The following is a 23,896-nucleotide window of genomic DNA, read 5'->3' on the forward strand; positions in this document are numbered from 1 at the left end:
CTAGCTTGCGTATTACTTAGCGTTCTGACGGTATATGTCGATTAGATCGATAAAGTGATCGAACAGCGGGGCGGCATCGTTCGGACCAGGGCTCGCTTCAGGGTGACCTTGGAAGCTGAACGCAGGTTTGTCCGTCAGATGAATACCTTGCAGTGAACCATCAAATAGCGACTTATGGGTCACTTTAATGTTGGCGGGTAAAGTCGTTTCATCGGCAGCAAAACCATGGTTTTGGCTAGTGATCATCACGTTACCTTGCTCGATATTGCTCACAGGATGATTTGCACCGTGGTGACCAAACTTCATCTTTAAGGTTTTTGCACCCGAGGCCAGCGCGAGTAGCTGATGACCTAAACAGATACCGAAAATCGGCGTGTCGGTTTTCAGGATCTGCTGAATCGCTTCAATCGCGTAATCACATGGCTCTGGATCGCCAGGGCCATTCGAGAGGAATACGCCATCTGGGTTCATCGCTAACACTTCTGCGGCAGAGGTTTTAGCAGGAACCACGGTGACGTCGCAGCCGCGATCCACCAACATACGCAAAATGTTTTGCTTAACGCCGTAGTCGTAGGCTACTACTTTGTATTTAAGCTCACTTGCTGGCGTATCTTCAGGTAAGCCGCCCACTAAACGCCAGCTACCTTTACGCCATGGATAGGCAGTTTTAGTCGTGACTTCTTTAGCGAGATCCATGCCCTTTAAACCGGGGAAAGCTTTGGCAGCGTCAAGGGCTTTTGCTTCGTCTAAGTCTGCACCAGCCATAATACAACCGGCTTGAGCACCTTTTTCACGGAGAATGCGCGTTAACTTGCGGGTATCGATATCTGCTATGCCAACGACATTGTTCGCTTTGAGATAATCACTTAAGCTTTGTTGATTGCGGAAACTACTTGCGATGAGTGGAAGATCGCGAATGATAAGACCACAAGCGTGAACCCCATTGGATTCTATATCTTCATTATTGGTACCAGTATTACCAATGTGGGGGTAGGTTAATGTTACAATCTGGCGTGAGTAGGATGGATCAGTTAGAATTTCTTGGTAACCTGTCATGGAAGTGTTAAAAACAACTTCACCAACAGAGAGTCCATCGGCACCAATTGCTGTGCCAGTGAATACGGTTCCATCTTCGAGTACGAGTAAGGCAGACTTTGTCAACGCGACCTCCATAAAGAGCCAAGCCACTGAAATATAATGTTTTTATGTTGTTTTAAGATACCAATTTCCGCTGTTTTACGAAATTTTGACAAATTCCAGCGAGTTTACAGGAAAAACGCGAAACCGTCCACCCATTGGTAACTGGGTGCAAAAAAAAACGCCATATCGGCGTTTTTTAATATGAATTAATTCAAACCTAAAACCTGCTGCATATCATACAAGCCCGGTTTTTGCTCCACGACCCAACGGGCTGCGCGCATGGCACCGTTAGCAAAGGTCATACGACTCGACGCCTTATGGGTGATCTCTAAACGCTCACCGATATCGGCAAACATCGCAGTATGCTCACCCACTAAGTCGCCAGCACGAATGGTCGCAAAACCGATAGTCTCACGATCACGTTCACCGGTAATTCCTTCGCGGCCATACACTGCACATTTCTCCAGATCGCGACCTAAGGTTTTAGCAATCACCTCACCCATTTTCAGAGCTGTACCCGATGGCGCATCTTTTTTATGTCTGTGATGACCTTCGATTATTTCGATATCGGTATAATCGCCCATGACCTCTGCGGCCAGTTCAAGCAATTTCCACATTAGGTTGACACCGACTGACATATTTGGCGCCATGACTACAGGTGTTTGCTCGGCAAAGGCATTAATCTGTATTTTTTGAGCTTGATTGAAACCCGTTGTGCCGATCACCATGGCTTTCTTATGGCGAACACACCAATCTAAATGGACAATACTGGCGTCTGGTGCGGTGAAATCAATCAGTACATCAAAGTCATCAGTCGCATAATCAAGCGAATCCATAATGATGACATTCAACTTACCCACGCCCGCCAACTCACCCGCATCGACACCCACTAGACTTGAGCCTGCGCGTTCTATTGCCGCGCCCAGAAGAATGTGCTCTTGATGGTAAGCCGCCTCAATAAGAGTGCGTCCCATGCGACCACCCGCACCGACGATTGCAACTCTCACTTGTCCACCCATTTCACTCTCCTCAAACTGGTTCATCTATCCCATAAGAAAACGCCTAAGACAGGCTTAGGCGTTTCAATCACATTAGACGATGTCTAACAACTCAACTTCAAACACTAAGGTCGAGTACGGAGGAATTGATGCGCCTGCACCACGCTCACCGTAAGCTAAATGGTGTGGAACATATAACTTTAACTTAGTGCCTACAGGCATTAGTTGCAGTGCTTCAGTCCAGCCAGCGATTACGCCAGAGACTGGGAACTCAGCCGGTTGGCCACGTACCACTGAGCTATCGAACACATCACCATTGATGAAAGAACCATGGTAATGAGTACGCACTGTGTCTTCGTAAGTAGGTTTCGCGCCACTACCTTGGACTAATACTTCATATTGCAGACCAGAGTCAGTCACGGTTACGCCTTCACGCTTAGCGTTTTGCGCTAAAAACGCTTCGCCTTCTGCAGACGCAGCTGCAGCAGCTTGCTCTTGAGCAGCTTGAATTCGACCGCTGATTTCAGTGAAGGCAACTTGCAAGTCCTGCATAGATACTGCACTTTCTAAGCCCGCAAACGCATCGGCTAAACCTGCTTGAACGGCAGGGATATCCACACCATCAAAAGAATTAGCGGCCAGTTGCTCACCCATTTGACGGCCTACGCCGTAGCTTGCTTGCTGTTCAACAGTACTGAATTTATCAGACATAATTAACGACTCTCAATTATCAGTGGAATTTTGCGCGCCAGTTTAGCATAGTTCGAAGGCTTATGCTGATAAACTGACTGCTTATTTAACTTTCTGGGCTAACTCATTATAGAAATTGTCTATTATTGTTATTTAGGTGCAACACACTGGTTTTTAACATTGACCTTTGCGCTTTGATATAGCGGTTGCATTTGGCTTTGAAGTTGTTGCAACTGAGCAATACGGTTGCTGTTTGATGGATGAGTCGATAACAATTCAATACCTTGGCTTCCTCCCGCTTTCGACATATTTTGCCATAGTTCAACACTTTGTGCGGGATCAAAACCTGCACGCGCCATCAACTCTACCCCCATCACATCGGCTTCACTTTCCTGGGCTCTACCAAAGGGCAAAATAACCCCAACTTGGGCACCCAACCCCAGAGCTGACATATACAAGTCACGATTCGACACTCCACTCGCCCCCAACGCTGCATCAGCTATTTGCATGCCAACGCCCGTTAACTGCCCACGGGACACCTGTTCGTTCCCATGTTGCGCCAGTACATGGGCAACTTCGTGACCAATAACAGTGGCAAGCTGATCAGGACCATTAGCGACTTTAAGTAATCCGGTATAAACACCGATATGGCCTCCCGGCAAAGCAAACGCGTTGACCTGTTCAGAGTCAAACAATACTACATCCCAGCGTTGGGTCTGATCTGGCAATACCGCCGTAATGCGGCTAGCCACACAATTAACATATTGTGTCAGCTTTTTATCGTTACTCACCTTCAGTTGCTTTTTCATCTCTTCAAAAGAGGCATCACCCATCTGCTGCATTTGCGCTGATGAATACAACAGAGTCTGACCCCTTCCTGTTGGCGATTTTGTGGTTGCACAGGCCGATAATCCGAGCATGACAGTGATCACCATCAAGCTTAATCGTTTTGATTTCATGTAGAACTCTCCCAAATCCTTTGATTACATGACGAAGTCTTTTCAGGACTCTGCTAATGAAATGATTTTACTGAGATAAGGCCGATAAGCCAAATGGGATTAGCGTTTACCTTTAAACTCGCTAGCCTTGTGCTTATTTATGCTACGGCGGTTGGCCTGTTTATCCCGCGGTGGCCGCTTACGTTCAACCTTACCATCACTGGCTTGTTCACTCGGCTTATCTGTTACCGGAAAATCAGCTAATAATGTCAGCGGTAACGCTCGCTCGGTTAAACCGCGAATCGTTGTTAAGGTTGCCATTTCACCATGGCATACAAGGGAAATCGCCAGCCCTTTGGTGCCCGCTCTCGCAGTACGGCCGATTCGATGTACATACACAGGCGCACTCATGGGCAAATCTAGATTGACCACCACAGGCAAGGCATCGATATGAATGCCGCGCGCCATCAAATCTGTCGCCACTAATATTTGAATGCGTTTGGCTTTAAAGTCGGCCAAAGTTTGGCTGCGCACCGTTTGATCTTTCTCACCGTGTAGTGCAGCGACTTTCATCCCCGCTTTTGCTAGCCGTTTAGCGACCGCATCAGCATCATCACGGGCGCTAATAAACACCAGCACCTGCGGCCATTGATATTGTTTTAGCAGGGCAATCAATGCCTGTGTTTTACTGCCCTTATTCACCAAATAGAGCTGTTCTTCAATATGGGGGACGACTGAATTAGCCTTGTGGGCTTGAACGCGTAATGGATCATTGATCAGCAATTGACTCGCCAATGTATCCAAAGCCTCGGGCAGCGTGGCTGAAAAAAGTAAGGTTTGCTTATGTTTGGGCATCAACGCAATCAACTTTTGCACATCAGGCCAGAAACCCATTTCCAATAGACGGTCTGCCTCATCCAAAACAAGGTGCTTTATCGAGTCGAGGGTAATGTGGGATTGCTTACATAAATCCAGTATACGCCCAGGGGTTGCCACTAAAATCTGAGGCCGCTCTGCAAGCTCAATTAATTGATTATCGATGTCCACGCCACCGCAAAGGGTTTGAATTTTCATCGCCCCTGACAAAGGCTGCGCCACAGCTTGCAGTGCCAGGGTCACTTGTTGCGCTAACTCTCTTGTTGGCACGAGTACCAATGCTTGAGCCTGCTGCTCTAAAACCGACTGCAATAAGGGCAAACCAAATGCTAAGGTCTTGCCACTCCCCGTTTGCGCCAACGCTAACACATCACGCCCCGCTAATATGGCAGGAATAGCCAATTGCTGTACCAGAGTAGGACACTGCAGCATCGCAGGTAATGCCTTAATCAAGGCCGAATTTAAGCCAAGTTTGGTAAAAGTGAGTGACTCAGAGGATGACGAAAATTCGGAGAAGGTCATGACAACACCGGATAAAAACATGGGAGCGAAAGTCTACTGAGTGTCACCTAATAATACCAATTTAGTTTAAGGGCACTTGTTTAGAGGAACTTATTTAAAAGAACGTGTTTAAGCGTTTTTACGTAAACCTTTTTTGCCTAAGGCATTATTTAAGCACAGATATAATAAGCTTTCCCCTATTCTCACTCTCACCGCACTATTTTGATCTATGCATTTTGACCGTTTCGCAGAAACACTGTAACCACTTGTAAATAAAATAATAAAAGTAAACTCAAAGGCGTACAGTCCTTTCACTAAAAACGTCAACATAAAAGACGTTAGTAATATGTTAACTATAAAAATAAGTTATAAAAATCAAAATGAAACAAAAATACAGCAATTTACTCTGGAAAATAAAAATATTACAGATACTTTGCCTAATACATTAAATTGGGTGTATGTTAGAGTCAGATTGAAAGGATAATCCATTATCAGTGCCAAGGAGGCTCTATGAGTACTGTCATTCCACGTACCGTCACTTCCCCTAAAAAATTTATTATCGGCAAGGGCTTATTAGCTCAAATGCATGATTATGTTAAGGACTTTGGTGACAATGCTTTTATCATCTGCGATGAATTTATCCTCAGCCGCGTGAAGAATGAAGCGGTCGCTGGGCTAGATCAAAATGGGATCAGCAGCCATCTCGAACAATTCAACTATGAGTGCAGCGAAGCCGAGATAAAGCGCTTAGGCGCGCTGGCAGAGCAGCATCATACCAACGTCATTGTTGGAGTTGGTGGTGGAAAAACCTTAGATGCAGCCAAAGCCGTTGCCTTCTATCAAAAACGGCCTGTCGTGTTGTACCCCACCATTGCCTCAACCGATGCGCCTTGTACTGCACTTGCAGTGATCTACTCCGAAACTGGTGAGTTTGAACGCTATCTGTTTCTGCCACAGAACCCAGATGCTGTCGTTGCCGACACTGCCATTATCGCCGCGGCTCCGGCCCGTTTTTTTGCGGCAGGCATAGGCGATGCACTGGCAACCTATTTTGAAGCTCGTGCCTGCTATCAATCGGATGGCGTCAACCTAGTCCTGAAAAAGCCTTCCCGCACAGGGCTGGGATTGGCCCAACTTTGTTATCAGTTACTGACTGAAAATGTTGAAGCTGCTATGGACGCCGTTAAAAACAAAATAGTCACACCTGCGCTAGAGCAAACCATTGAAGCCACCATCTATCTCAGTGGTGTTGGTGCAGAAGCAGGCGGGTTAGCCGCCGCCCATGCCGTAAATAATGGTATGTCAGCGGTGGCAGACTTACATAAAGCTCAGCACGGCGAGAAAGTCGTCTTTGGGCTGCTAACTCAGCTCGTGCTCGAAAATGCCCCCAAAGCCGAAATCGATAACGTTATCCGCATTATCAAAACGGCGGGACTACCGCTCACTCTCGCAGATTTAGGGCTGAAAACCTTTATCGAGGCCGAGTGGCGCAAAGTGGCTGAGATAGCCTGTGCTGAGGGCGATACTATGGGCAATATGCCGATGAAATTAACCGCAGATGACGTCTATCAAGCCATGATAGCCGCCAATGCCATGGCTGAACGCTATAAAACAGCTGAAGCTTGTTAACCGTAACAATATGACGTGTACACCGTAGGTAGCAACCATCTGATTTTATTAATTAATACTACTTGAATAGTTCCTGCTGCCACACGAGTTTACCGCTCATCCTAGGCTTCCTTGCCACATAATCAATGGCAAGGGAGTCCACAACAAACAAGACATTTCCACCCTCGATGCCAAAGCTGGCATTTACGCTCTATTTGTTAAACGCTTGGAGGCACATATGGCTTATGCAACAACCAATCCCTTTACGGGAAAGCTCATCAAAGAATTTCCAAATGCAACAGATACCGAAGTCACACAGGCGATAGAATCCGCCCATCAGGCATTTTTAAGCTGGCGAACCACTCCCTTTGCCGACAAGGCCGCAATACTATCTAAGGCAGCGAAGATCCTCAGAGACAACAAGTCCAAATACGCCAATCTACTGACCTTAGAAATGGGCAAGGTCACAGCAGAAGCCGAAGCTGAAGTCGAACTGTCGGCGCAAATTTTCGAATACTACGCCGAACATGCCGAGCGACTGCTGGCACCGCAAAAACTGCCGGTTGCCGATCCCGCCGAAGGTGAAGCGATACTGGTTAACGAACCGCTGGGCGTATTATTGGCTATCGAACCTTGGAACTTTCCCTACTACCAAATTGCGCGCATCTTAGCGCCGCAGCTTGCCGCCGGAAATACCTTACTACTCAAACATGCATCCAACGTGCCCCAGTGCGCAGCGGCCTTTGAAGGCTTAATGCGCGATGCCGGGCTGCCCTCAGGTGCATTCCAAAATCTGTATGCCACCCGAGAGCAGATAGAACAGATCATCAATTCGCCCAAAGTGCATGGTGTTGCGCTCACGGGATCTGAAGATGCGGGATCGATCATTGCCGCTCTGGCGGGTAAGGCACTGAAAAAGTCCACCCTAGAACTGGGTGGCGCAGATGCCTTTATCGTACTTGAAGATGCCGATCTGCCTAAAACCATCGACTGGGCGGTGTTTGGCCGTCACTGGAACGCGGGACAGGTCTGTACATCATCTAAGCGGATGATCTTAGTTGAAGCCATTTACGATGAATTTATGAAGGGCTATATCAAGGGGATAGAAGCGCTAAAAGCGGGCGATCCTATGGACTCGGCCACTACGCTGGCACCACTGTCTTCCCAAGGCGCGGCCGATGAGTTGAAGCAAAAAATCCGTGATGCCGTAAAACACGGCGCAACAGCGACCGAAGTGGGTCCTAAAGTGCCGCAGCAAGGCGCCTTTGTGCAGCCAACAATACTGACAAACCTGACGCCAGATAACCCAGCCTACTATTGGGAATTCTTCGGCCCTGTGTCCAGTATCCACAGAGTGAAAGATGAGCAAGCAGCGATTGCCATCGCCAATGACTCGCCCTTTGGATTGGGTGGCTCAGTGTTTACCGCCGACACCCAACGCGGGCTGGCGGTCGCTAAGCAGGTTTCCACAGGCATGATGTTTGTCAATCATCCAACAATGGTCAAGGCCGACTTACCCTTTGGTGGCGTGCGCCGCTCAGGTTATGGCCGCGAGTTGATTGATTTAGGATTGAAAGAGTTTGTAAACCACAAACTGATTAATGTGGTCGACATCAACGCGCCTTTCTAAACGCTTAGAAAATAGTGGCATCAGACTAAACGCCTGACGGAATAATCTGTCAGGCGTTTTATTTAACGTGCTTTATCCAAGGCATCACATAAGGCTTGAACGCCAAATAAAGCTCTGGGCGTCGCGCGATGTAATAAATCGGCATTGAGTTGATAAATATGCTGTTTCTTCACAGCAGGAATTTCTGGCCATTGGCGCCAACCAACCCCTTTCACATTGCCTTCTTCTTCACTCTGTAAAATCACATCCGGTAAAGTCAGTAACACATTTTCTAAACTCACCTGCGGATAATCGCTATCGGCATCGTAAAACACATTTTGTCCATGGCACACACTCATAATCTCTTGGATCCAACTGTTTTTAGAGACTGTCATCAAGGGGGTAGACCAGAGTTGATAAAATACCTTAGGTTCTGATTTTTTAGCATTTTCAACCCGCAATCGGATAAGCTCAGCGCGATAAGCGGCCGCAGCCTTGCTTGCTTCTTCAACATGCCCCGTAAGTTGGCCTAACTCTTCAAGCTCCTTGGCGACGCCTTCTAAGGTTTTAGGATCGCTACCATAAAGATTAAATCCTAACGTCCTAAGCTGGTTGATATCTTCGGCTTTATTACCCGAATCCCACACCACAATCAGATCGGGATTAAGCTCTAGTACCCGCTCCATTTGAATGCCATAGTAACCGCCAATACGCGGGATCTTTTTTGCAGCCTCAGGATAATCCGCATAATCGGTTGCGGCCACAATCGTATCGCCCGCGCCTATGGCATAAAGCATTTCCACCGCATGGGGAGAGAGCGCAATAATGCGTTTAGCGGGCTGCGCCTGTACATCAGTCGAACACAACAGATATAGACAGAAAAACAGCCCAATAACGCCTTGTATATACATATTATTCCTTAAGTGGTTAATTGATTAGCTCAGTCGGCCAGCCATAGCGATCCAAGTAAACTTTTAGATTTTTTGGCCGATATTGGGGGTCTCGCTCCCAGCGGATTTTCACTGAATGGTGCAGTAACACAGGAACAGTCGAAGGATCCAGTGGCCGCAAGTACGCCTGCTTTATCCGATAAAAACTGCGCCGTGAGTCATGTAAAGTCGCGAGCGGATTAGGATGTAAACTTGCCGTTAAATGTGGCTCTAGGCTTAAATTAAATTTCTGCGCCTCGGATATCATCCACAACAGTGCAATATCCGACAGCAATGAGCCGTCTTTATCAGGTTTATAACTGCCGCCAATATTGCTATGGGCACCCGCAAACCACACTTGCTGCATGTCCATATTGTCGCGTAGTTGCCAAATGGTCGGCTCAAAATCACTGCGGTGTTCATCTATGGCTAAGGCATGACGGGCAACGCGCACATTGCGGCCAATTTTAGTATCGTAAAACTCGTCTTTATCTTCGAACAACCCTAAAAATGAAATAGGGATCCCCATAGCACCCACGGTATCCCACACACCAACAAACTTGATTTCCCGAGATTCATGACTGTATCTCGCTCTAAACTCGAGGGATTTTTCACCATCAGGCGCAAAGGGCGCACTGCTTTTTTTATAGTGGTCGAAAGCTTGTTGAATCAACGCCGCATCGGGACGTTTGAGTATGCCGCAGTTATTAATCAAGCCACACAGGCAACGCACTGTGTAAGCACCACGACTAAAGCCAAAGAGGTAAATCTCATCGCCGGGGGAATAGTTTTGCACTATATAGCGATAACCATCCATGATGTTTTTATGTAAACCGCGCCCTGTCGCACCACCGATGGTTTGATCGTAATAGGAACCCACACCCCAATCATAAAATACCTGCTGGGGTTTGCCGTCACTGGCCAAGGGGCTAATCGCCCGCGCGAGGCGCAGCACATTGGTTGGGAAATCGACCTTAAGATCTTTCTCGGGTCGATTCCACGTGCCGTCGGCACAAATCACAATACGTTTATTCATCGCATCATCCTTGAGTCACTGATGCCCAATCTCACAGGTAAAAAGCTATCGATACAGACGCTAACGGGTTTTACCAAGGAATAACAGCCTCGCTATCCTTGTTTGCTGGCGATTCAAGGCGTTAAAAGCTCATCTTGCTTTACATGCTAACATCGCGGCAAAAAACCTATAGTGACATAAAAACCTAAGCTGACAAATTAGAACAATAAGATGCCGCTACAGTTTGCATATGTAATGTTCGTTTAACAAGCGTTGGACAGAGGAGCGTTAAATATAGAAGGGCTAATATCACTAAATGACTTATTGCTTAGTTATTAAATGCAGGCTCCTATTGAAGGGCGAACCATGGTATTTGCTCGACGACACGGTGATGGCTCACCTATTTAGCATTGACGTAGCCTGTAGACTTAAAAAGCTTATGCTGCACGCTTTGGGACAAAAGTGCACGAATAGTACGATTGAGTGACTTATAACTTAAGCTGTAGGGAACTTAATGCATAGGCCCCGACTTATAGGTTTGCCATGCCATTTGCTCGTCGACTCGGTGAATAGAAACCTAGTGTTTCTGAGCTTATGAACGAGAGCCATGGACGGCGAACTGGCAGTTAAACAGGGATGTTGTTCAAGTCCATCCGTGGATGCTCGACTGCCCCATCTGATGTGAAAGGATTCACAAATGCCGCGATGGCATGGACGCCAAAGAGCGGCCATGGGGCGGACGGTTGTCTCGCCAATCACCATGGCTCACCGTTTTGGCTTTGGCGTAACCTGTAGATTTAAAAGACATACGCAACACAGTTTTGGGACAAAAGCGTGATAGCTCCTTTGCTCTAACTTGTCAGTTTCGGATTAAAATTTCTATGGAGATAACGCTTTGCTAATGGGCAGCCGAAACGCAGTGTAGGCTGTCCCGTGGAGGCCACGCTTTTTGTGGCCGGAACGAAATTTAGCAACTTGTTATACGTCATTTTCAAAGGCAATCAATTCCTAAGGAACATACTGTGTATATGCCAATTAAAGGGAAAAACGCCGTATAAATAGCTGAGAAAACACCTGCAAACCAATGAATAAAGAGTGATGAAGGTTTCTTAAAAAAGCTGGTTGCAACAAGCATTAATATAATCGGACTCCCATACATAATAATGTTGCTCAAAGCATACTTAATTGGGGGCTGCACTATTCCATAGGGAGAACTTTCGAAGAAATACCCATATGCACCAAGCAGAATTACTACAAACAATACTATAAAACTGACAGGAATTGCTCCCATTCTCATTCGTAACCTAAAAATCAATTCAGTAGCCGCGAAAAGAAGTAAGAAAATAGTGATTAATATCGTGGCCAAGATACTCTCCTTGACGTATAACTACCAAAGCAGCGGCGCGCGTTAGCGCGTCCAGCCCGCAGGGCGATGCTGCCTTTGCTTGTTAGTGGTTTTTCACAAATAGCTCGCATTTATAGCCGCCTTCCTCACTTTCTAGGTTTTCACTTACGTAGAGGGTATATTTCCCTGGCTTAGAAAATATCGTCTCATTACCGCCTTTGTTATCCCACCGATACCCAGTTGTGGTTGGAGCTATTTCAATTTCCTTTGCGCTTTCAGACTGTTGAGAAGACATTAAAGACTTCATGGTTGCTTGCGGTGAGCCAACTACCAAAAATAGCCATAAGTTTTCGTCGTGCCTATATAAGGCAAGCTCCTTACCGTGGTGCCCACTAAGATTAACTCGAAGAACATCGCCACGGCTTAACATGCATGGAGTGCAAGAAACCATTTCATCTGATTCTATCCAGATAGCTTCTGGAGCCTCTGATTCCTCAGCAATTCCATGCGAGCTAATAAAAACAAAGATAAAAAACAGGACTCGACTCATCATTCACCCTAACGTCTTAGTATTTATGCGCTGCGCTGTTTGCAGGGCATAAATCGCTTGTTGGACTTGGCCGCTGCCACATCCGTGTAAATGGGTATGAATGATGCTATAGGAATTTGCTTTTTTGCGGTAGCGGTTTTTTATACAGTTTGATGGGTAATCACTTGATATCGTTTTAGCTTTCTCATTCTTGCAAGCTCACTTTCGACTGATTATTGACCTTGGTTGACAGCATTTGGCCTCACATTCAGGCTGACACTCACACCCTATCCCCTCATCGGCTTGCGCCCATAAGGCTGGCTGCTTTTCGCTGTCGGTCATTTCGCTACGTCTTGAGGGAGGGGTTATCCTGACAGGCATATTGGCTGACTTTGGTTGTTAATCATCACTAATCCCTGCTGTCTTATCAGCCCAATAAACTGTAAATGACCTAACTGGCATTGCGGACATGACCACAAACAGTCCTCCTTAACTAAAGGACTCACCAATACCACCTGCGGCTTACGTAATTGCGGCTGGATAAGCGCGAGCTTTTTACGGCGGCAAGCGTTGGCGAGAAAACCAAAATGTCTCACTCGCATCAGCCCTTTGGGCAATACATGCAATAAGTAACGGCGGATAAACTCATCACAACTTAGCCGCATTTGCTTATGCTGCTGACCGTCACGATAGTCCTTGTAGTAAAAACTGACATGCTCTGCGGTGACGTCGGCAATTCTTGATTCATGCAGCATGCCTTTACGGGTATAACGCCCGAGGTATTCCACCACGGTTTCGGCGCGGCTCAGACACGCTTTGCTGTAAACACCACGGTTTTGCCATTAAGGTGTCAGCCGCAGGGATAGCCAGCTCATGTTGTCGCAGCGCCCGTAATAACTTGGCCCGATATACGGTGGACAAGGCTCTAACCGGAAACAGATAATCCGTTTTCACGCCATGCCAATCTCCCGCTGACGTCAGCACCCCACCCGGGATTAAGCAATGCAAGTGAATATGCTGACTCAAGGTTTGCCCCCACGTGTGCAGCACCATAGTGCAACCCAATTGACCCTGAAGGTGTTTTCGCTTCATACCAAACTGCGCAAGCGTCTGCCACACCGACTCAAACAGGGCGCTGTATAGCGGCTTGGCAGCGTAGTGCGCCAAGATGTTCAACTCGTGGGGTAAGGTAAAGACCAAATGGAAATAGCGGCAAGGCAAGACTTGCGCCTGTTGCGCAGCAATCCATGCTTGTGTCTGCCTTCCCTGGCAACGAGGACAATGCCGGTCACCACAGGAGCAAAATACCTGCTGCTCATACTGGCAAGTATCACAACGCCAATGCTGTATGCCTAAGGTTTGCGTGCGACACTGCTGAATATGCTGGCAGACTAAGGCTTGCTGTTCGGTCAGTTTATGCTGCTGTTGGTAGTGGGCTAAGTGCTGATGAAGGATATCGCTTAAATGGTAGGTGGTTGCCATTGCATCCCCCCAAGACTTGCTAGCAAGTCACACCCTTGATGACCTAATTCCGGTGACCAATGCAAGTAGCGCTCGGTGGATTTAATACTGTGATGACCAAGTTGAGCCTGTAATTGATGAAGTGGCATACCCGCTTGTAATTGATGGGTCGCATAAGCATGCCTTAGGCTGTGTGGACTGCAAGGCTTAGTAATACCCGCTAAGCGGGCCGACTTCGCTAACGCTTTACGAAAGGTCGACTCATGAAGCGGATAAACCACATCATGATAGGTCGAGGCAAACAACCATTCGACGGGATGATACGCTTGCCAATACTGACGCAACAGGGTGAGTAAAGTCGGTGAGAGTATCACCCAGCGGTCGCAGGCCCCCTTGCCTTGACACACTTTGAGCAACTGCCGCTGCCCATCGATATCAGCAACCTTAATATGGGTTAACTCACTGACGCGTAAACCACAACCATAACACAGCGCCAACATGGCGCGTTGTTTCAGGTTTTGACAGTGGTACAGCAGTGCCGCGATATCTTGGCAACTAAGAAGTTGCGGCAGCTTGTGCGGACGTTTAGGTAAACTCAGCTGAACCGTAAAGTCGCGCCCTAGGACATGTTCATAGAAAAAATGAATGCCATTAAGCTGTAACTTTAAGGTGGCTCTGGAATGATGCCGCTCAAGATTTAAGTAACGGAAATAAGCCGTAAGCTGCTCATCCGTAATGTTATCGAGCGGTTGGTTGGCATACTGCTGCAGTTGGGTGATGGCATACAAATAAGCGTTACGCGTACGGGCCGAGTAACCACGTAAACGAATCTCATCATGGAATTGTTGCAGAAGTGATGACATGGTAGACCTCCTAGGTGAGGGATTATCCCTAGGAGTAAGTGTGGAACAGTGGTTCGCTTTGGGCTCCGCGCAGCGGCTTAGTTCAACAGAGACATTTACCGACAGTGTTATCCCCATCAGAAATCTCACTAGTACTAAATGAACTTGATGGCCGCGATAGGCTAATAATAGAACTACTCTATGGTAGTGGACTAAGAGTTTCAGAATGCCTCAGGTTACGTATCCAAGATATTGATATTGAGAGCGCTTCGCTGACCGTTAGAGACGGTAAAGGACATAAAGATAGGCAAACCATCCTCAGCCATAGATGCGCAGAAAAGCTCACTACATATATTGAAAAGGCTATTAAAATTCAACAGAATGATAACCAGCAAGGGATAGGTCCATCTCTGCCAAATGCATTAGAACGTAAGTATCCCAATGCGTTTAGGCAACACGGGTGGATGTTTATTTTCCCTTCCAGCACAACCTGTATCAATCCTTATACAGGAACACTTTGCAGGCACCATTTACATTAAGTGTTATTCGTAAAGCACTCGGGAATTCCGTGCGTAATATTCAAATGAATAAACGCGTCACCTGCCATACGTTTAGGCATAGCTTCGCAACCCATTTACTTCAAGCTAGTCGTGATATAAGAAGTGTTCAAGAGTTACTGGGCCACAATGACGTTAGTACCACACAAATTTATACACATGTACTTGGCCAACATTTTGCTGGGACAACTAGCCCGTTAGACACATTATAAATATCAGAGTCCTTTCGAAACTCAGAAGCATTACTAAAATTTGGTCTACTTACAGCTTGTAGGGTTAATTGTCAGTAGCCCCGATAACGCGCAATGGGGCAATAGCTTTTAGCTAAACGAACAGCTAGAGGGTTCGTGAAGATTGGCATTGTTGCACCCGTGATCGTTGGCGGCTTGGCCGCCATTTACTATCTGCCCAATATGGATATAAAAATATCGCTTTATGATGATAACAACACGCTCAGTTTAATAATCAAAACCTTGCTGTGCCTTGATACCCGATTCGAATGCGTGTTTCAACGGCTGCACTTCGCTGACAGTATCAGCCAGCTCGATAATCGCGCGATGACAAGCACGGCCCGTAATAATCACATGCTGCATGGGTGGACGATTTTTAAGTGCGCTAAGCACACGCTCCACATCTAAATAGTGATAGCTCACCATATAGGTGAGTTCATCGAGCATCACGCAATCGATGCTCTCATCTTGCAGCAGCTTTTCGGCGGCTTCCCAAGCGAGTACAGCGGCGGCGGTATCTTTTTCTTTATCTTGGGTTTCCCAAGTAAAACCTGTGCCCATTACATGAAACTCAACCCCTGCGCCTTCGAGTAAATTGCGCTCACCGCACTCCCAAGTGCCTTTGATAAATTGCACTACCGCGGCTTTTTTACCGTGACCGACGGCGCGGGCAACAGTGCCAAAACCTGAGGTCGATTTGCCTTTACCGTTACCGGTTAACACCAGCAGAATCCCCTTCTCCTCTTGGGCGGCGGCAATTTTAGCATCAACATCTGCTTTCACTTTCTGTTGGCGAGCCTTGTGGCGTTCGGCCTTGATTTGCGCTTGTTCGTTGTCGTTCTGTGCTGTCATGGTCTTCTCTTCACTCTGCTGCTAAAAATGTCTGCTTCTAAAATTGGCTGTAATTTTTGCATGTCTAAATGCTCAGCTAACACATCGGCTAAACGATCGAGTTGCTGCTCACGTATTTGATTGATATCTATTGCCTTAGCATCGTTTAATCCCGCCCAGCGCAAAATCAACTGACACGCATCCGGGCTATCAAACAGCCCATGTAAATAAGTGCCAAGGATTTGCCCGTCATCGCTTTGCAGGCCATCGGCAAAGCTCACAGATGTGGATTCAGGGATTAACTGCAAGGGCGCATTCGTTTGTTCAAGCCTAGGGATAAGATAGCTTGATTCACCGCAGTGGATTTCATAGCCCTTCACTGTAACTCTTTGCCCAAGTAACGTTAGCTCACCGCTCACTCGCCGTAACTGTTTTTCGGCTTTGAGTTCTGTGCTTAGCGGTAAATAACCAAGTCCAGCGGTATCACCCGCACTGTCTTCAATGCCTAAGGGATCGGCAATGCTTTGGCCTAACATTTGATAGCCGCCGCAAATACCGAGCACTTTTCCGCCGTAACGCAGGTGTGTGGCGATATCTTTATCCCAGCCTTGCTGGCGTAAAAAGGCCAAATCCGCGCGCACATTCTTACTGCCGGGCAAGATCAATACATCAGCGGCGGGCAGATGAGTGGAGTGACTCGCGGCTTGGGTTTGTAATGACACATAGTCAAAATCGATATCGGGATGCAGCCGCAGCGGATCAAAATCCGTGTGATTACTGATCCTTGGGTACACTAATACCCGCACTTTTAAGCGGCTGTTAGCGCCTTTGGTCGGCGAGCTTATCAGCGCATCTTCGGCATCGAGATGTAAATCATGCAGATAAGGCAACACACCTAAAACAGGCTTTTTTGTATAAGCTTCAAGCCAATCGAGGCCAGATTGCAACAGGCTAATATCGCCACGGAAACGATTGATCACAAAGCCCTTTACCCGTGCTTGTTCAGATTCTGATAACAAGGCCAAGGTCCCGACCAAATGGGCAAATACGCCGCCCTTGTCGATATCGGCAATGATAATCACAGGACAATCCACAACTTCGGCAAATCCCATGTTGGCAATATCACCTTCACGCAGATTGATCTCCGCCGGACTGCCCGCGCCTTCAACCACTATGGTTTGATATTGGGCCGTCAATCGCTCGAAGGACTCCAGCACAGCGCCAAGCGCCATAGCCTTGTAATCCTTAGATTTAGGCCCAAAAAAGGCCGAGGCTTCGAGTGTCGTCAGGGCTTTGCCATGAACGATAATTTGCGCGCCCGTGTCCGAGCTTGGTTTAAGCAGTATGGGATTAAAATCGGTATGGGGCTCAAGATAACAGGCCACGGCTTGTAAGGCCTGTGCGCGGCCAATCTCGCCGCCATCAATAGTAACAGCGCTATTGAGTGCCATATTTTGCGGCTTAAAGGGCGCAACCTTAATCCCCTGACGAGCGAGCAAACGACAAATGCCTGCGACTAAGGTGCTCTTGCCAGCATCCGATGTTGTGCCCTGCACCATCAAGACTGCCGCGCGCCGAGGTGAATTAATATTGGCGGTATTGTCTATAGTGAAAGAAGACATTGTATTTACAGAAGGCATAGATTAATGACTTACTTAAGTTTGCGGTATTAACATCCAAGCTAAGCCCCAATACTCATGCAAAGCCGTTATAAACGCATCGATTAAAGCTAAAGTGGTTTTAGTGTTAAGGGTAAACCTGCAACCACTAAGGTAACATTGTCCGCTAAGGTCGCCACGGCTTGGTTTAACCAGCCAGCTTCATCCACAAATTGTCGGCTTAACGCACCTAAGGGTACTATGCCGGAGCCAACTTCGTTACTGATTAAAATCACTACACCTTCAAGCTCGGCAAGGGAATCGACAAACGCATTCTTCTCGTTTTGCCAAGATATCAGCGGATCAAGGCTCGTGTTTTTAGTCGCAATGTCCGCGGCGAAATACCCTTCTGTAGGAATCGGTTCATCTAATTCGGGGTAACAAGCGAGTAACTGGTTAGTTAACCAAAGCGTTAAACAATCCACAAGGATCACACGCCCAGGTTTTGCTAAGTGCTTCAATTGCGTTGTCAGCGCGAGGGGTTCTTCAATTAATTGCCATGCAATACCATCATCTGCACGGTCTTGTTGGTGTTTCACTATACGTTCAGTCATTTCGGCATCCCGTGCTTGCGCTGTAGCAACAAAGCACGCATCAAATCCCAGCGCCGTATATTGGCGCACTAAGGATTCGCCGTAACGGCTCTTGCCGCTACGGGCACCTCCTACGACTAAATGGATCACAGAATACTTCCAACAATCAGCAGCACAAGATAACAAACAATCTCGCATATTTGTTGTGCCGCGCCTAAAGTATCGCCCGTGTATCCCCCAATCTGACGCCTAAAAATAACGACAATCAAACGGCGTAACCCGATCATCACCAACAACAATGAGAGGGCTGCTAATCCCTTAAGGAATAACAACACCAATACACCGCTGGCAACCAAGATAAATAGCTCATTAATGCCTTGATGCTGAGATAGTGGTTTAGATTTGCTGGTTTCATCATCGCGCACATATTTTTCGGTAAAAATAATGCTCGCAGCAACCACGCGACTCACTGTATGCGCCACGATAAGCGCCGAGCCTGCAACCACGGGATCATAAAGTGCCAATTCAACCAACAATTGCCATTTCAGCAATAACGCTAATATCAAGGCGATAGCGCCATAACTACCAAGCCGCGAATCCTTCATGATCCGCAGTTTATCTTCTGCCGTCCAACCACCGCCAAAACCGTCGAAGGTATCGGCTAGGCCATCCTCGTGGAATCCACCTGTCAGTAAAACGCCAACTAACATGGCTAACAGCACTGATACCCCTGCAGGAAGCCAATTCTGTGTTAACCAAAAGACAATCGCACTTAATAGCCCAATTAACAGGCCCACTAAGCCAAAATAACGGCTCGCCTTATTGAGTTTATCGCTATCAACCTCAACCCATTTAGGCATTGGGATGCGGGTAAAGTAGCCCATAGCAACTAAAAATAAATCTATTTCTTTGTGCCAGCTTTCGCGTTCTGACATAAAGCATCCTTAGTGAATCCACACTTGCTGCAAGGTTTAAAATTAAAACGGTTGGCTAAAAAGTTATTATTTTAAATAAGTAAAATAAACAGCTTAGCTGATGCATATCATACAACAGCCTCAATCCCCGCATCACTAAAACTCGCCATTTGATTGTAAAAATTTACTGCTGCTTGGATAAGCGGTAGAGCCAAGGCTGCACCAGTGCCTTCGCCTAATCTTAGGCCAAGCGATAGCAAAGGTTTAGCCTGCAAAAATTCTAACATTCGCAGATGGCCTTGCTCTTCTGATTGATGGGCAAAAATCAAATAGTCGCGCACATTAGGCGCTATTGTTACTGCGACTAATGCAGCGGCAGTCGCGATAAAACCATCCACAACCACCAGCATGTTACGCTCGGCGGCGGCTAACATAGCGCCTGTCATCTGCACAATTTCAAAACCACCTAAACACGCCAACACTTCTTTTGGTCCAGTTAACGCACTTTGATGTAGCAATAACGCTAGCTCAATCAGCATCAATTTTCGCGCTAAGGTTTCTTGATTAATGCCAGTACCACGGCCGACACAATCAATCACATCGAGCTGCATTATCGCCGCCATAATCGCAGATGCAGCAGAGGTATTGCCTATGCCCATCTCGCCAAAGGCCACCAGATTACAGCCAGCTTGGTGGTGGCGTTCAATCAAATTACGCGCCATCGCAAAGCCTTTATCAACGGTTTCCAGCGCCATGGCAGGCTCTAAATGAATAGCGCCCGTTCCTGCGCCAAGACGTTGATCAATAATGCCTTTAACCCCTTCGATAGGCGTTAAAATACCGCAATCGATCACTTCGAGCTTAAAGCCAACTTGCCGACAAAAAACATTAATTGCCGCACCGCCATGGGCAAAGTTTTGCACCATTTGGCGCGTCACTTCACTAGGGGCAATGGAAACGCCTTCTGCTGCAATGCCATGGTCACCCGCAAACACCAGCATGGTGGGATTCGCTATATATGGCTGATCAGCACCCTGTATGCGAGCTATTTGTAATGCTAAGGATTCGAGCTGCCCGAGGGCGCCAAGCGGCTTAGTCTTAAGATTTATTTTCTGTTGAATCGACTGTTCTTGTACTTTGCTCACAGGGTTAATTTGAAACGACACGGCTGATTGAGACATTCACACTCCACTTGCTAATCCAAATTTAATCACTACGATGCATTCCATGACTCTTTTCCATAGGTCGTAAGCATTAAATTAACGGGTTACTTTTCGCCGCCGCAGGATAATCAAAAAGAAAAAACTCCCTATGGCGGCAGTAATAATACCCACGGGTAACTCTTGATTGCCCAACAAACAACGTGCTAAGACATCAATCCACACCAAAAATAATCCCCCCACCAACGCGGTTAATAATATTGATTGACGACCAGGAAATAATAACCGCACTGTGTGGGGGATCATTAAACCGACAAAACCAATGCCGCCGCAGGTGGCAACCAATACGGCGGTAATCAAGGAGCAAAGCAGCAACATATTGAGCCGCAGCTTAGGTACATTCACCCCTAAGGTATGGGCGGTTTCATCCCCTGCTTGCAACGCCATGATCTGGCGCTTCATCCCTAAAATAATCACCAGACTCACGCCTATCACTAAACTCGGCAGCACTAGCAACGACCAACTGGCCTTAGCGAAACTGCCTAAACTCCAAAAGAGCACTGATGCCGTGGCCTGTGGACTGGCGAAATACAGCAGCAGACTCGTTAATGCGCCAAACATAAAGGAGGTTGCCACACCTGAAAGCAACATGCGCTCCACTTGGCTATTAAGCCCAAGCCCAGACAAGGCAAGCACAATTAACACAGATAAGCTCGCACCGATAAAAGCACCAAAGGGTAAGCTAAACCAGAGCAGCCCAGCAAAAGCACCCGAGCCGCTAAAAATACCTGAGCTTGCAATTAATGCTGAATGTTCAAATAAACCAGAACCGGTAAAAATCGTCAACATCACCACAGCGCCAAAGGACGCGCCAGAGCTAATGCCAAATAAATAGGGATCGGCGAGCGGATTACGGGTCACGGTTTGCAGCACACTCCCCGCCATTGACAAACCCGCCCCCGCCACAAAAGCCAGTAAAATGCGCGGCAGTCTTAGTTCCATCACAATGCGCTCAGTCATACCATTGGCTTGAACAGGATTCACCACATTATTTGTAAATACTTGAATAACTTCTATAAAGCGGATATTTGCCGCACCAAAGCTCGCCGCAGCAATAGGGGTGACCAAAGTGATGATGCCCAATACGAGCAGCATCAGTTGTTGTCTCGTCAACGGTGTCACAATACGCCCCAAATATGAGATGAAATGTTGTTTATTCCTCGACATCATCCGCCCTCGCCTCGCTCGTTCAGGCCATGAGCTACATGGTGGTAACCATAAAAATAACTGATTAAGGGCTTTTTATGTTGTGGATGGGGCGATACCTGAGCACACACACCGAACACATCACCAATGCGCGCCTCGGTTAACACCTCAGTAGGTGTCCCCATGGCGCTGACTTCACCGTTATGGATCAACAACAAACTGTCGCACAGGGCACTGGCTAGATTAAGATCATGAATAGAAGCAATCACGCTGATCCCAAGACTACGCACTAATTCGAGGATCTGAATTTGATAGCGCACATCGAGGTGGTTAGTTGGCTCATCGAGGATTAAAAGCTGCGGCTGCTGCACTATGGCGCGGGCAATCAAGGCGCGTTGCTTTTCACCACCAGATAAGTGCTCATATTGTTGATACCTCTTATGACTCAAGCCCACTTTATCTAAGGCCTGAGCAATGCGCTCAGCATCCCCACTGGAATTGGTATCGAACATGCCCTTGTGGGGCGTCAAGCCCATGCTGACCAATTGCTCTGTGGTTAAGTCAAAATAATGCGGTGTATCTTGCTGCACGACGGCGACACGGCAAGCAAACGTCTTGGGCGATAGGAGCTCAATATCTTGATCAAAAAGGGTAATTTTGCCCTGAGTCGGGCGCACAAATCGATACAAACAGCGCAGCAAGCTAGACTTGCCCGCACCGTTAGGCCCAATCAAACCCAACATCTCCCCCGTAGGCAACGAAAAGTTAATATTGGATAGAATGGTTTTGCCACCGATACACCAGCTTAACTGGCTGACATCGAGTGCGACACTCTGGCTCGTTGACGGACGAGTGTTACTTTCACTCAAACTATGGCTCATTTGGAGTGCAGAGAGTTTCACCAACGCGGCGCTCCTAGCGAGTCCAAACCTAGATTAAAAAAGGCTATGTACATTGTTATCTGCTCCCTCGAGTCACCCGCTCGAGAACTAAGGCTGCACGCAGCGATAACAGAAATAGGCAGGTCTCCTGACTTGTAGGGAAAGAAGGTTCTAGGTTCTAGGTTCTAGGTTCTAGGTTCTTCTTTTACTACTCACAGTTGCGGGTACAGTTCGGGCTGACTGATAAGCAGTGCCCCGATTCCCTATTATGTTTGGGTTGATATGCGCTTTGTTCACAACGCCATTGAGAATGAAAACAACGGAGCGATTCGAACAAGAGAGTCTATTCCCAACACCTATTTCTGCGACGTTATGGCTAATTACGCATACAATTAGCTCAAACGTCAGGGAAAAGCATTATCCTACATCTATCCCATTAGGCAATGCTGTTTAAATCAGAATATTTTCATGTCAGCTTATTCTCGCCAAACGATCACGCCTACACCATAGCGCCGAGGTCGTGAAATAAGGCCTCAACACCTGCGCCCACTCGGCCAATCTAAACGCCAATAGCAGGCACCCTGTTCATCTTGCAGCACATTCATGCTCACCACGGCCGCCACGGGTAAATCAAGTTGACTATAAAACCCCACCGCCCGTTCAACCCCAAGGGCGCGAGCCATTAAGTGACGGATCACCCCACCGTGGGTCACAACCCACACTTTGGTAGCAGGCATATTGTCACCGCGCTCATTAACGGCATTGTTTTCATTACCCATTTTATGTGAGTCGAGGGTAAATCGTTCAAACTCGGCGGCGAGTATCTGATCAACCGCCCCATTCACCCGCGACTCAAAACTTGCCATAGTTTCACCATTGGGCGGCGGCGTTTGCCAAGGATTTTGCCAATACGCCGCTAAGCGTTCGCCCTCTTGTTGATACAGTTCATCGAGCCGACAACCGTCCCAATCACCAAAATCAATTTCCTGCAAACCCGACAAACACTGCGCCTGCAATGGCCTAGTGACTGATACCAACGCCGCTGTCGAATGCAGCTCGGCGGCGAAAGCGTGGGCAAAATCGGCGCAGCGGCGTGAAGTCGAGCTATAAATCGCGCTACACACGCTGGCCTGCGCCTCAACCGCTGCCGACATTTGTTGCCAACCCTTTTCGCTCAAAGGCACATCCACACGCCCCCGCAAGATGGCGCCGCCTTCACACTCTCCGTGGCGTAACAATAAAAGCTGCACTTGTTTCATATATGCCTTTAAATAAAGCCTAGGACCTAGCGCCTAGGTGCTAGGCACCAATGCCTAGAGCCTAATGCCTTTGACTTTCATCTTGCCCTGACGATCATAAGTCGCGTATTATGGACGTCTATACGTTTAAATGTCCAAAAACATTTTATAAAAACAAGTATCCAAAAACAAATGTCGATAGACCAG

At 47.4% G+C, this 23,896-nt stretch carries 20 protein-coding genes, 2 pseudogenes and 1 riboswitch; of the genes and pseudogenes, 3 read left to right on the forward strand and 19 right to left on the reverse strand.

The window, feature by feature from the left end:
- Positions 1-12: 12 nt before the first annotated feature.
- The 5 genes from carA to JEZ96_RS14675 form a co-directional block, all read right to left on the reverse strand.
- Positions 13-1,173 carry a glutamine-hydrolyzing carbamoyl-phosphate synthase small subunit gene (gene carA / locus JEZ96_RS14655; RefSeq protein ID WP_025008459.1) on the reverse strand — a complete coding sequence of 387 codons (1,161 nt, stop codon included), beginning with the start codon at positions 1,171-1,173 and terminating at the stop codon, positions 13-15.
- A gap of 173 nt (positions 1,174-1,346) precedes the next feature.
- Positions 1,347-2,159 (reverse strand): 4-hydroxy-tetrahydrodipicolinate reductase, encoded by an 813-nt coding sequence (gene dapB / locus JEZ96_RS14660; protein ID WP_011919818.1) that lies wholly within the window; start codon positions 2,157-2,159, stop codon positions 1,347-1,349.
- Between the two features lie 72 nt (positions 2,160-2,231).
- A complete protein-coding gene (locus JEZ96_RS14665) occupies positions 2,232-2,849 on the reverse strand; it encodes an FKBP-type peptidyl-prolyl cis-trans isomerase (protein WP_011788376.1) in 618 nt (205 codons plus the stop codon).
- Positions 2,850-2,977: 128 nt separating this feature from the next.
- Positions 2,978-3,787, reverse strand: a complete 810-nt coding sequence (locus JEZ96_RS14670) for a M48 family metallopeptidase (RefSeq protein WP_011788375.1) — start codon at positions 3,785-3,787, stop codon at positions 2,978-2,980.
- Between the two features lie 99 nt (positions 3,788-3,886).
- Positions 3,887-5,164: a DEAD/DEAH box helicase gene (locus JEZ96_RS14675; RefSeq protein WP_025008456.1), complete on the reverse strand. Its 1,278-nt coding sequence runs from the start codon at positions 5,162-5,164 to the stop codon at positions 3,887-3,889.
- 489 nt (positions 5,165-5,653) lie between these two features.
- Between JEZ96_RS14675 and JEZ96_RS14680 the strand changes: the two genes are divergently transcribed.
- Together JEZ96_RS14680 and JEZ96_RS14685 are read left to right on the forward strand one after the other, a co-directional pair.
- Positions 5,654-6,772: a glycerol dehydrogenase gene (locus JEZ96_RS14680; protein ID WP_115017454.1), complete on the forward strand. Its 1,119-nt coding sequence runs from the start codon at positions 5,654-5,656 to the stop codon at positions 6,770-6,772.
- A 217-nt stretch (positions 6,773-6,989) separates the two neighbouring features.
- On the forward strand, positions 6,990-8,381 hold the full coding sequence (locus JEZ96_RS14685; protein WP_011788372.1) for an NAD-dependent succinate-semialdehyde dehydrogenase: 1,392 nt from the start codon (positions 6,990-6,992) through the stop codon (positions 8,379-8,381).
- 62 nt (positions 8,382-8,443) lie between these two features.
- Here JEZ96_RS14685 and JEZ96_RS14690 read toward each other — a convergent pair whose 3' ends face one another.
- From JEZ96_RS14690 to JEZ96_RS14715, 6 genes and pseudogenes are all read right to left on the reverse strand, one after another.
- The gene (locus JEZ96_RS14690; RefSeq protein WP_198779815.1) at positions 8,444-9,271 is read right to left on the reverse strand and encodes a cobalamin-binding protein; all 828 of its coding nucleotides are present in this window, start codon (positions 9,269-9,271) and stop codon (positions 8,444-8,446) included.
- A 16-nt stretch (positions 9,272-9,287) separates the two neighbouring features.
- Positions 9,288-10,325: a DUF2235 domain-containing protein gene (locus JEZ96_RS14695; protein ID WP_011788370.1), complete on the reverse strand. Its 1,038-nt coding sequence runs from the start codon at positions 10,323-10,325 to the stop codon at positions 9,288-9,290.
- A 970-nt stretch (positions 10,326-11,295) separates the two neighbouring features.
- Entirely contained in the window at positions 11,296-11,670 is a 375-nt protein-coding gene (locus JEZ96_RS14700; RefSeq protein ID WP_025008455.1) for a hypothetical protein, read from the reverse strand.
- An 82-nt stretch (positions 11,671-11,752) separates the two neighbouring features.
- Positions 11,753-12,202, reverse strand: a complete 450-nt coding sequence (locus JEZ96_RS14705; RefSeq protein ID WP_025008454.1) for a hypothetical protein — start codon at positions 12,200-12,202, stop codon at positions 11,753-11,755.
- Positions 12,203-12,543: 341 nt separating this feature from the next.
- Positions 12,544-13,660: pseudogene (locus JEZ96_RS14710) on the reverse strand (IS91 family transposase).
- Positions 13,639-14,502, reverse strand: a complete 864-nt coding sequence (locus JEZ96_RS14715) for a tyrosine-type recombinase/integrase (RefSeq protein ID WP_061783105.1) — start codon at positions 14,500-14,502, stop codon at positions 13,639-13,641. Before JEZ96_RS14715 ends, JEZ96_RS14710 begins: the two are co-directional and overlap by 22 nt.
- 83 nt (positions 14,503-14,585) lie before the next feature.
- Here JEZ96_RS14715 and JEZ96_RS14720 point away from each other — a divergent pair.
- A pseudogene (locus JEZ96_RS14720) lies at positions 14,586-15,250 on the forward strand (integron integrase); the annotation flags it as partial.
- Positions 15,251-15,496: 246 nt separating this feature from the next.
- Here JEZ96_RS14720 and cobO read toward each other — a convergent pair.
- The 8 genes from cobO to JEZ96_RS14760 all read right to left on the reverse strand — a co-directional run bounded on the left by cobO (position 15,497) and on the right by JEZ96_RS14760 (position 23,710).
- Positions 15,497-16,120, reverse strand: coding sequence for a cob(I)yrinic acid a,c-diamide adenosyltransferase (gene cobO / locus JEZ96_RS14725; protein ID WP_061783106.1), 624 nt, complete (start codon positions 16,118-16,120; stop codon positions 15,497-15,499).
- Positions 16,117-17,721, reverse strand: coding sequence for a cobyric acid synthase (locus JEZ96_RS14730; protein WP_233058887.1), 1,605 nt, complete (start codon positions 17,719-17,721; stop codon positions 16,117-16,119). The genes cobO and JEZ96_RS14730 overlap by 4 nt, the downstream gene beginning before the upstream one ends.
- A 107-nt stretch (positions 17,722-17,828) precedes the next feature.
- Positions 17,829-18,440, reverse strand: coding sequence for a bifunctional adenosylcobinamide kinase/adenosylcobinamide-phosphate guanylyltransferase (gene cobU / locus JEZ96_RS14735; RefSeq protein ID WP_011788364.1), 612 nt, complete (start codon positions 18,438-18,440; stop codon positions 17,829-17,831).
- On the reverse strand, positions 18,437-19,225 hold the full coding sequence (locus tag JEZ96_RS14740; protein WP_011788363.1) for an adenosylcobinamide-GDP ribazoletransferase: 789 nt from the start codon (positions 19,223-19,225) through the stop codon (positions 18,437-18,439). The genes cobU and JEZ96_RS14740 overlap by 4 nt, the downstream gene beginning before the upstream one ends.
- 107 nt (positions 19,226-19,332) lie before the next feature.
- The gene (gene cobT, locus JEZ96_RS14745) at positions 19,333-20,385 is read right to left on the reverse strand and encodes a nicotinate-nucleotide--dimethylbenzimidazole phosphoribosyltransferase (RefSeq protein WP_025007635.1); all 1,053 of its coding nucleotides are present in this window, start codon (positions 20,383-20,385) and stop codon (positions 19,333-19,335) included.
- 78 nt (positions 20,386-20,463) lie between these two features.
- Positions 20,464-21,591 (reverse strand): FecCD family ABC transporter permease, encoded by a 1,128-nt coding sequence (locus JEZ96_RS14750; protein ID WP_164837998.1) that lies wholly within the window; start codon positions 21,589-21,591, stop codon positions 20,464-20,466.
- Complete coding sequence (locus JEZ96_RS14755; protein WP_025007633.1) at positions 21,591-22,472, reverse strand: ABC transporter ATP-binding protein; 882 nt, start codon at positions 22,470-22,472, stop codon at positions 21,591-21,593. Before JEZ96_RS14755 ends, JEZ96_RS14750 begins: the two co-directional genes overlap by 1 nt.
- A 100-nt stretch (positions 22,473-22,572) precedes the next feature.
- Positions 22,573-22,772: riboswitch (cobalamin riboswitch) on the reverse strand.
- Between the two features lie 212 nt (positions 22,773-22,984).
- On the reverse strand, positions 22,985-23,710 hold the full coding sequence (locus JEZ96_RS14760; RefSeq protein ID WP_061783108.1) for a histidine phosphatase family protein: 726 nt from the start codon (positions 23,708-23,710) through the stop codon (positions 22,985-22,987).
- Between the last annotated feature and the right edge of the window lie 186 nt (positions 23,711-23,896).

The organism is Shewanella putrefaciens (genome assembly GCF_016406325.1).
GTDB lineage: Bacteria > Pseudomonadota > Gammaproteobacteria > Enterobacterales > Shewanellaceae > Shewanella > Shewanella putrefaciens.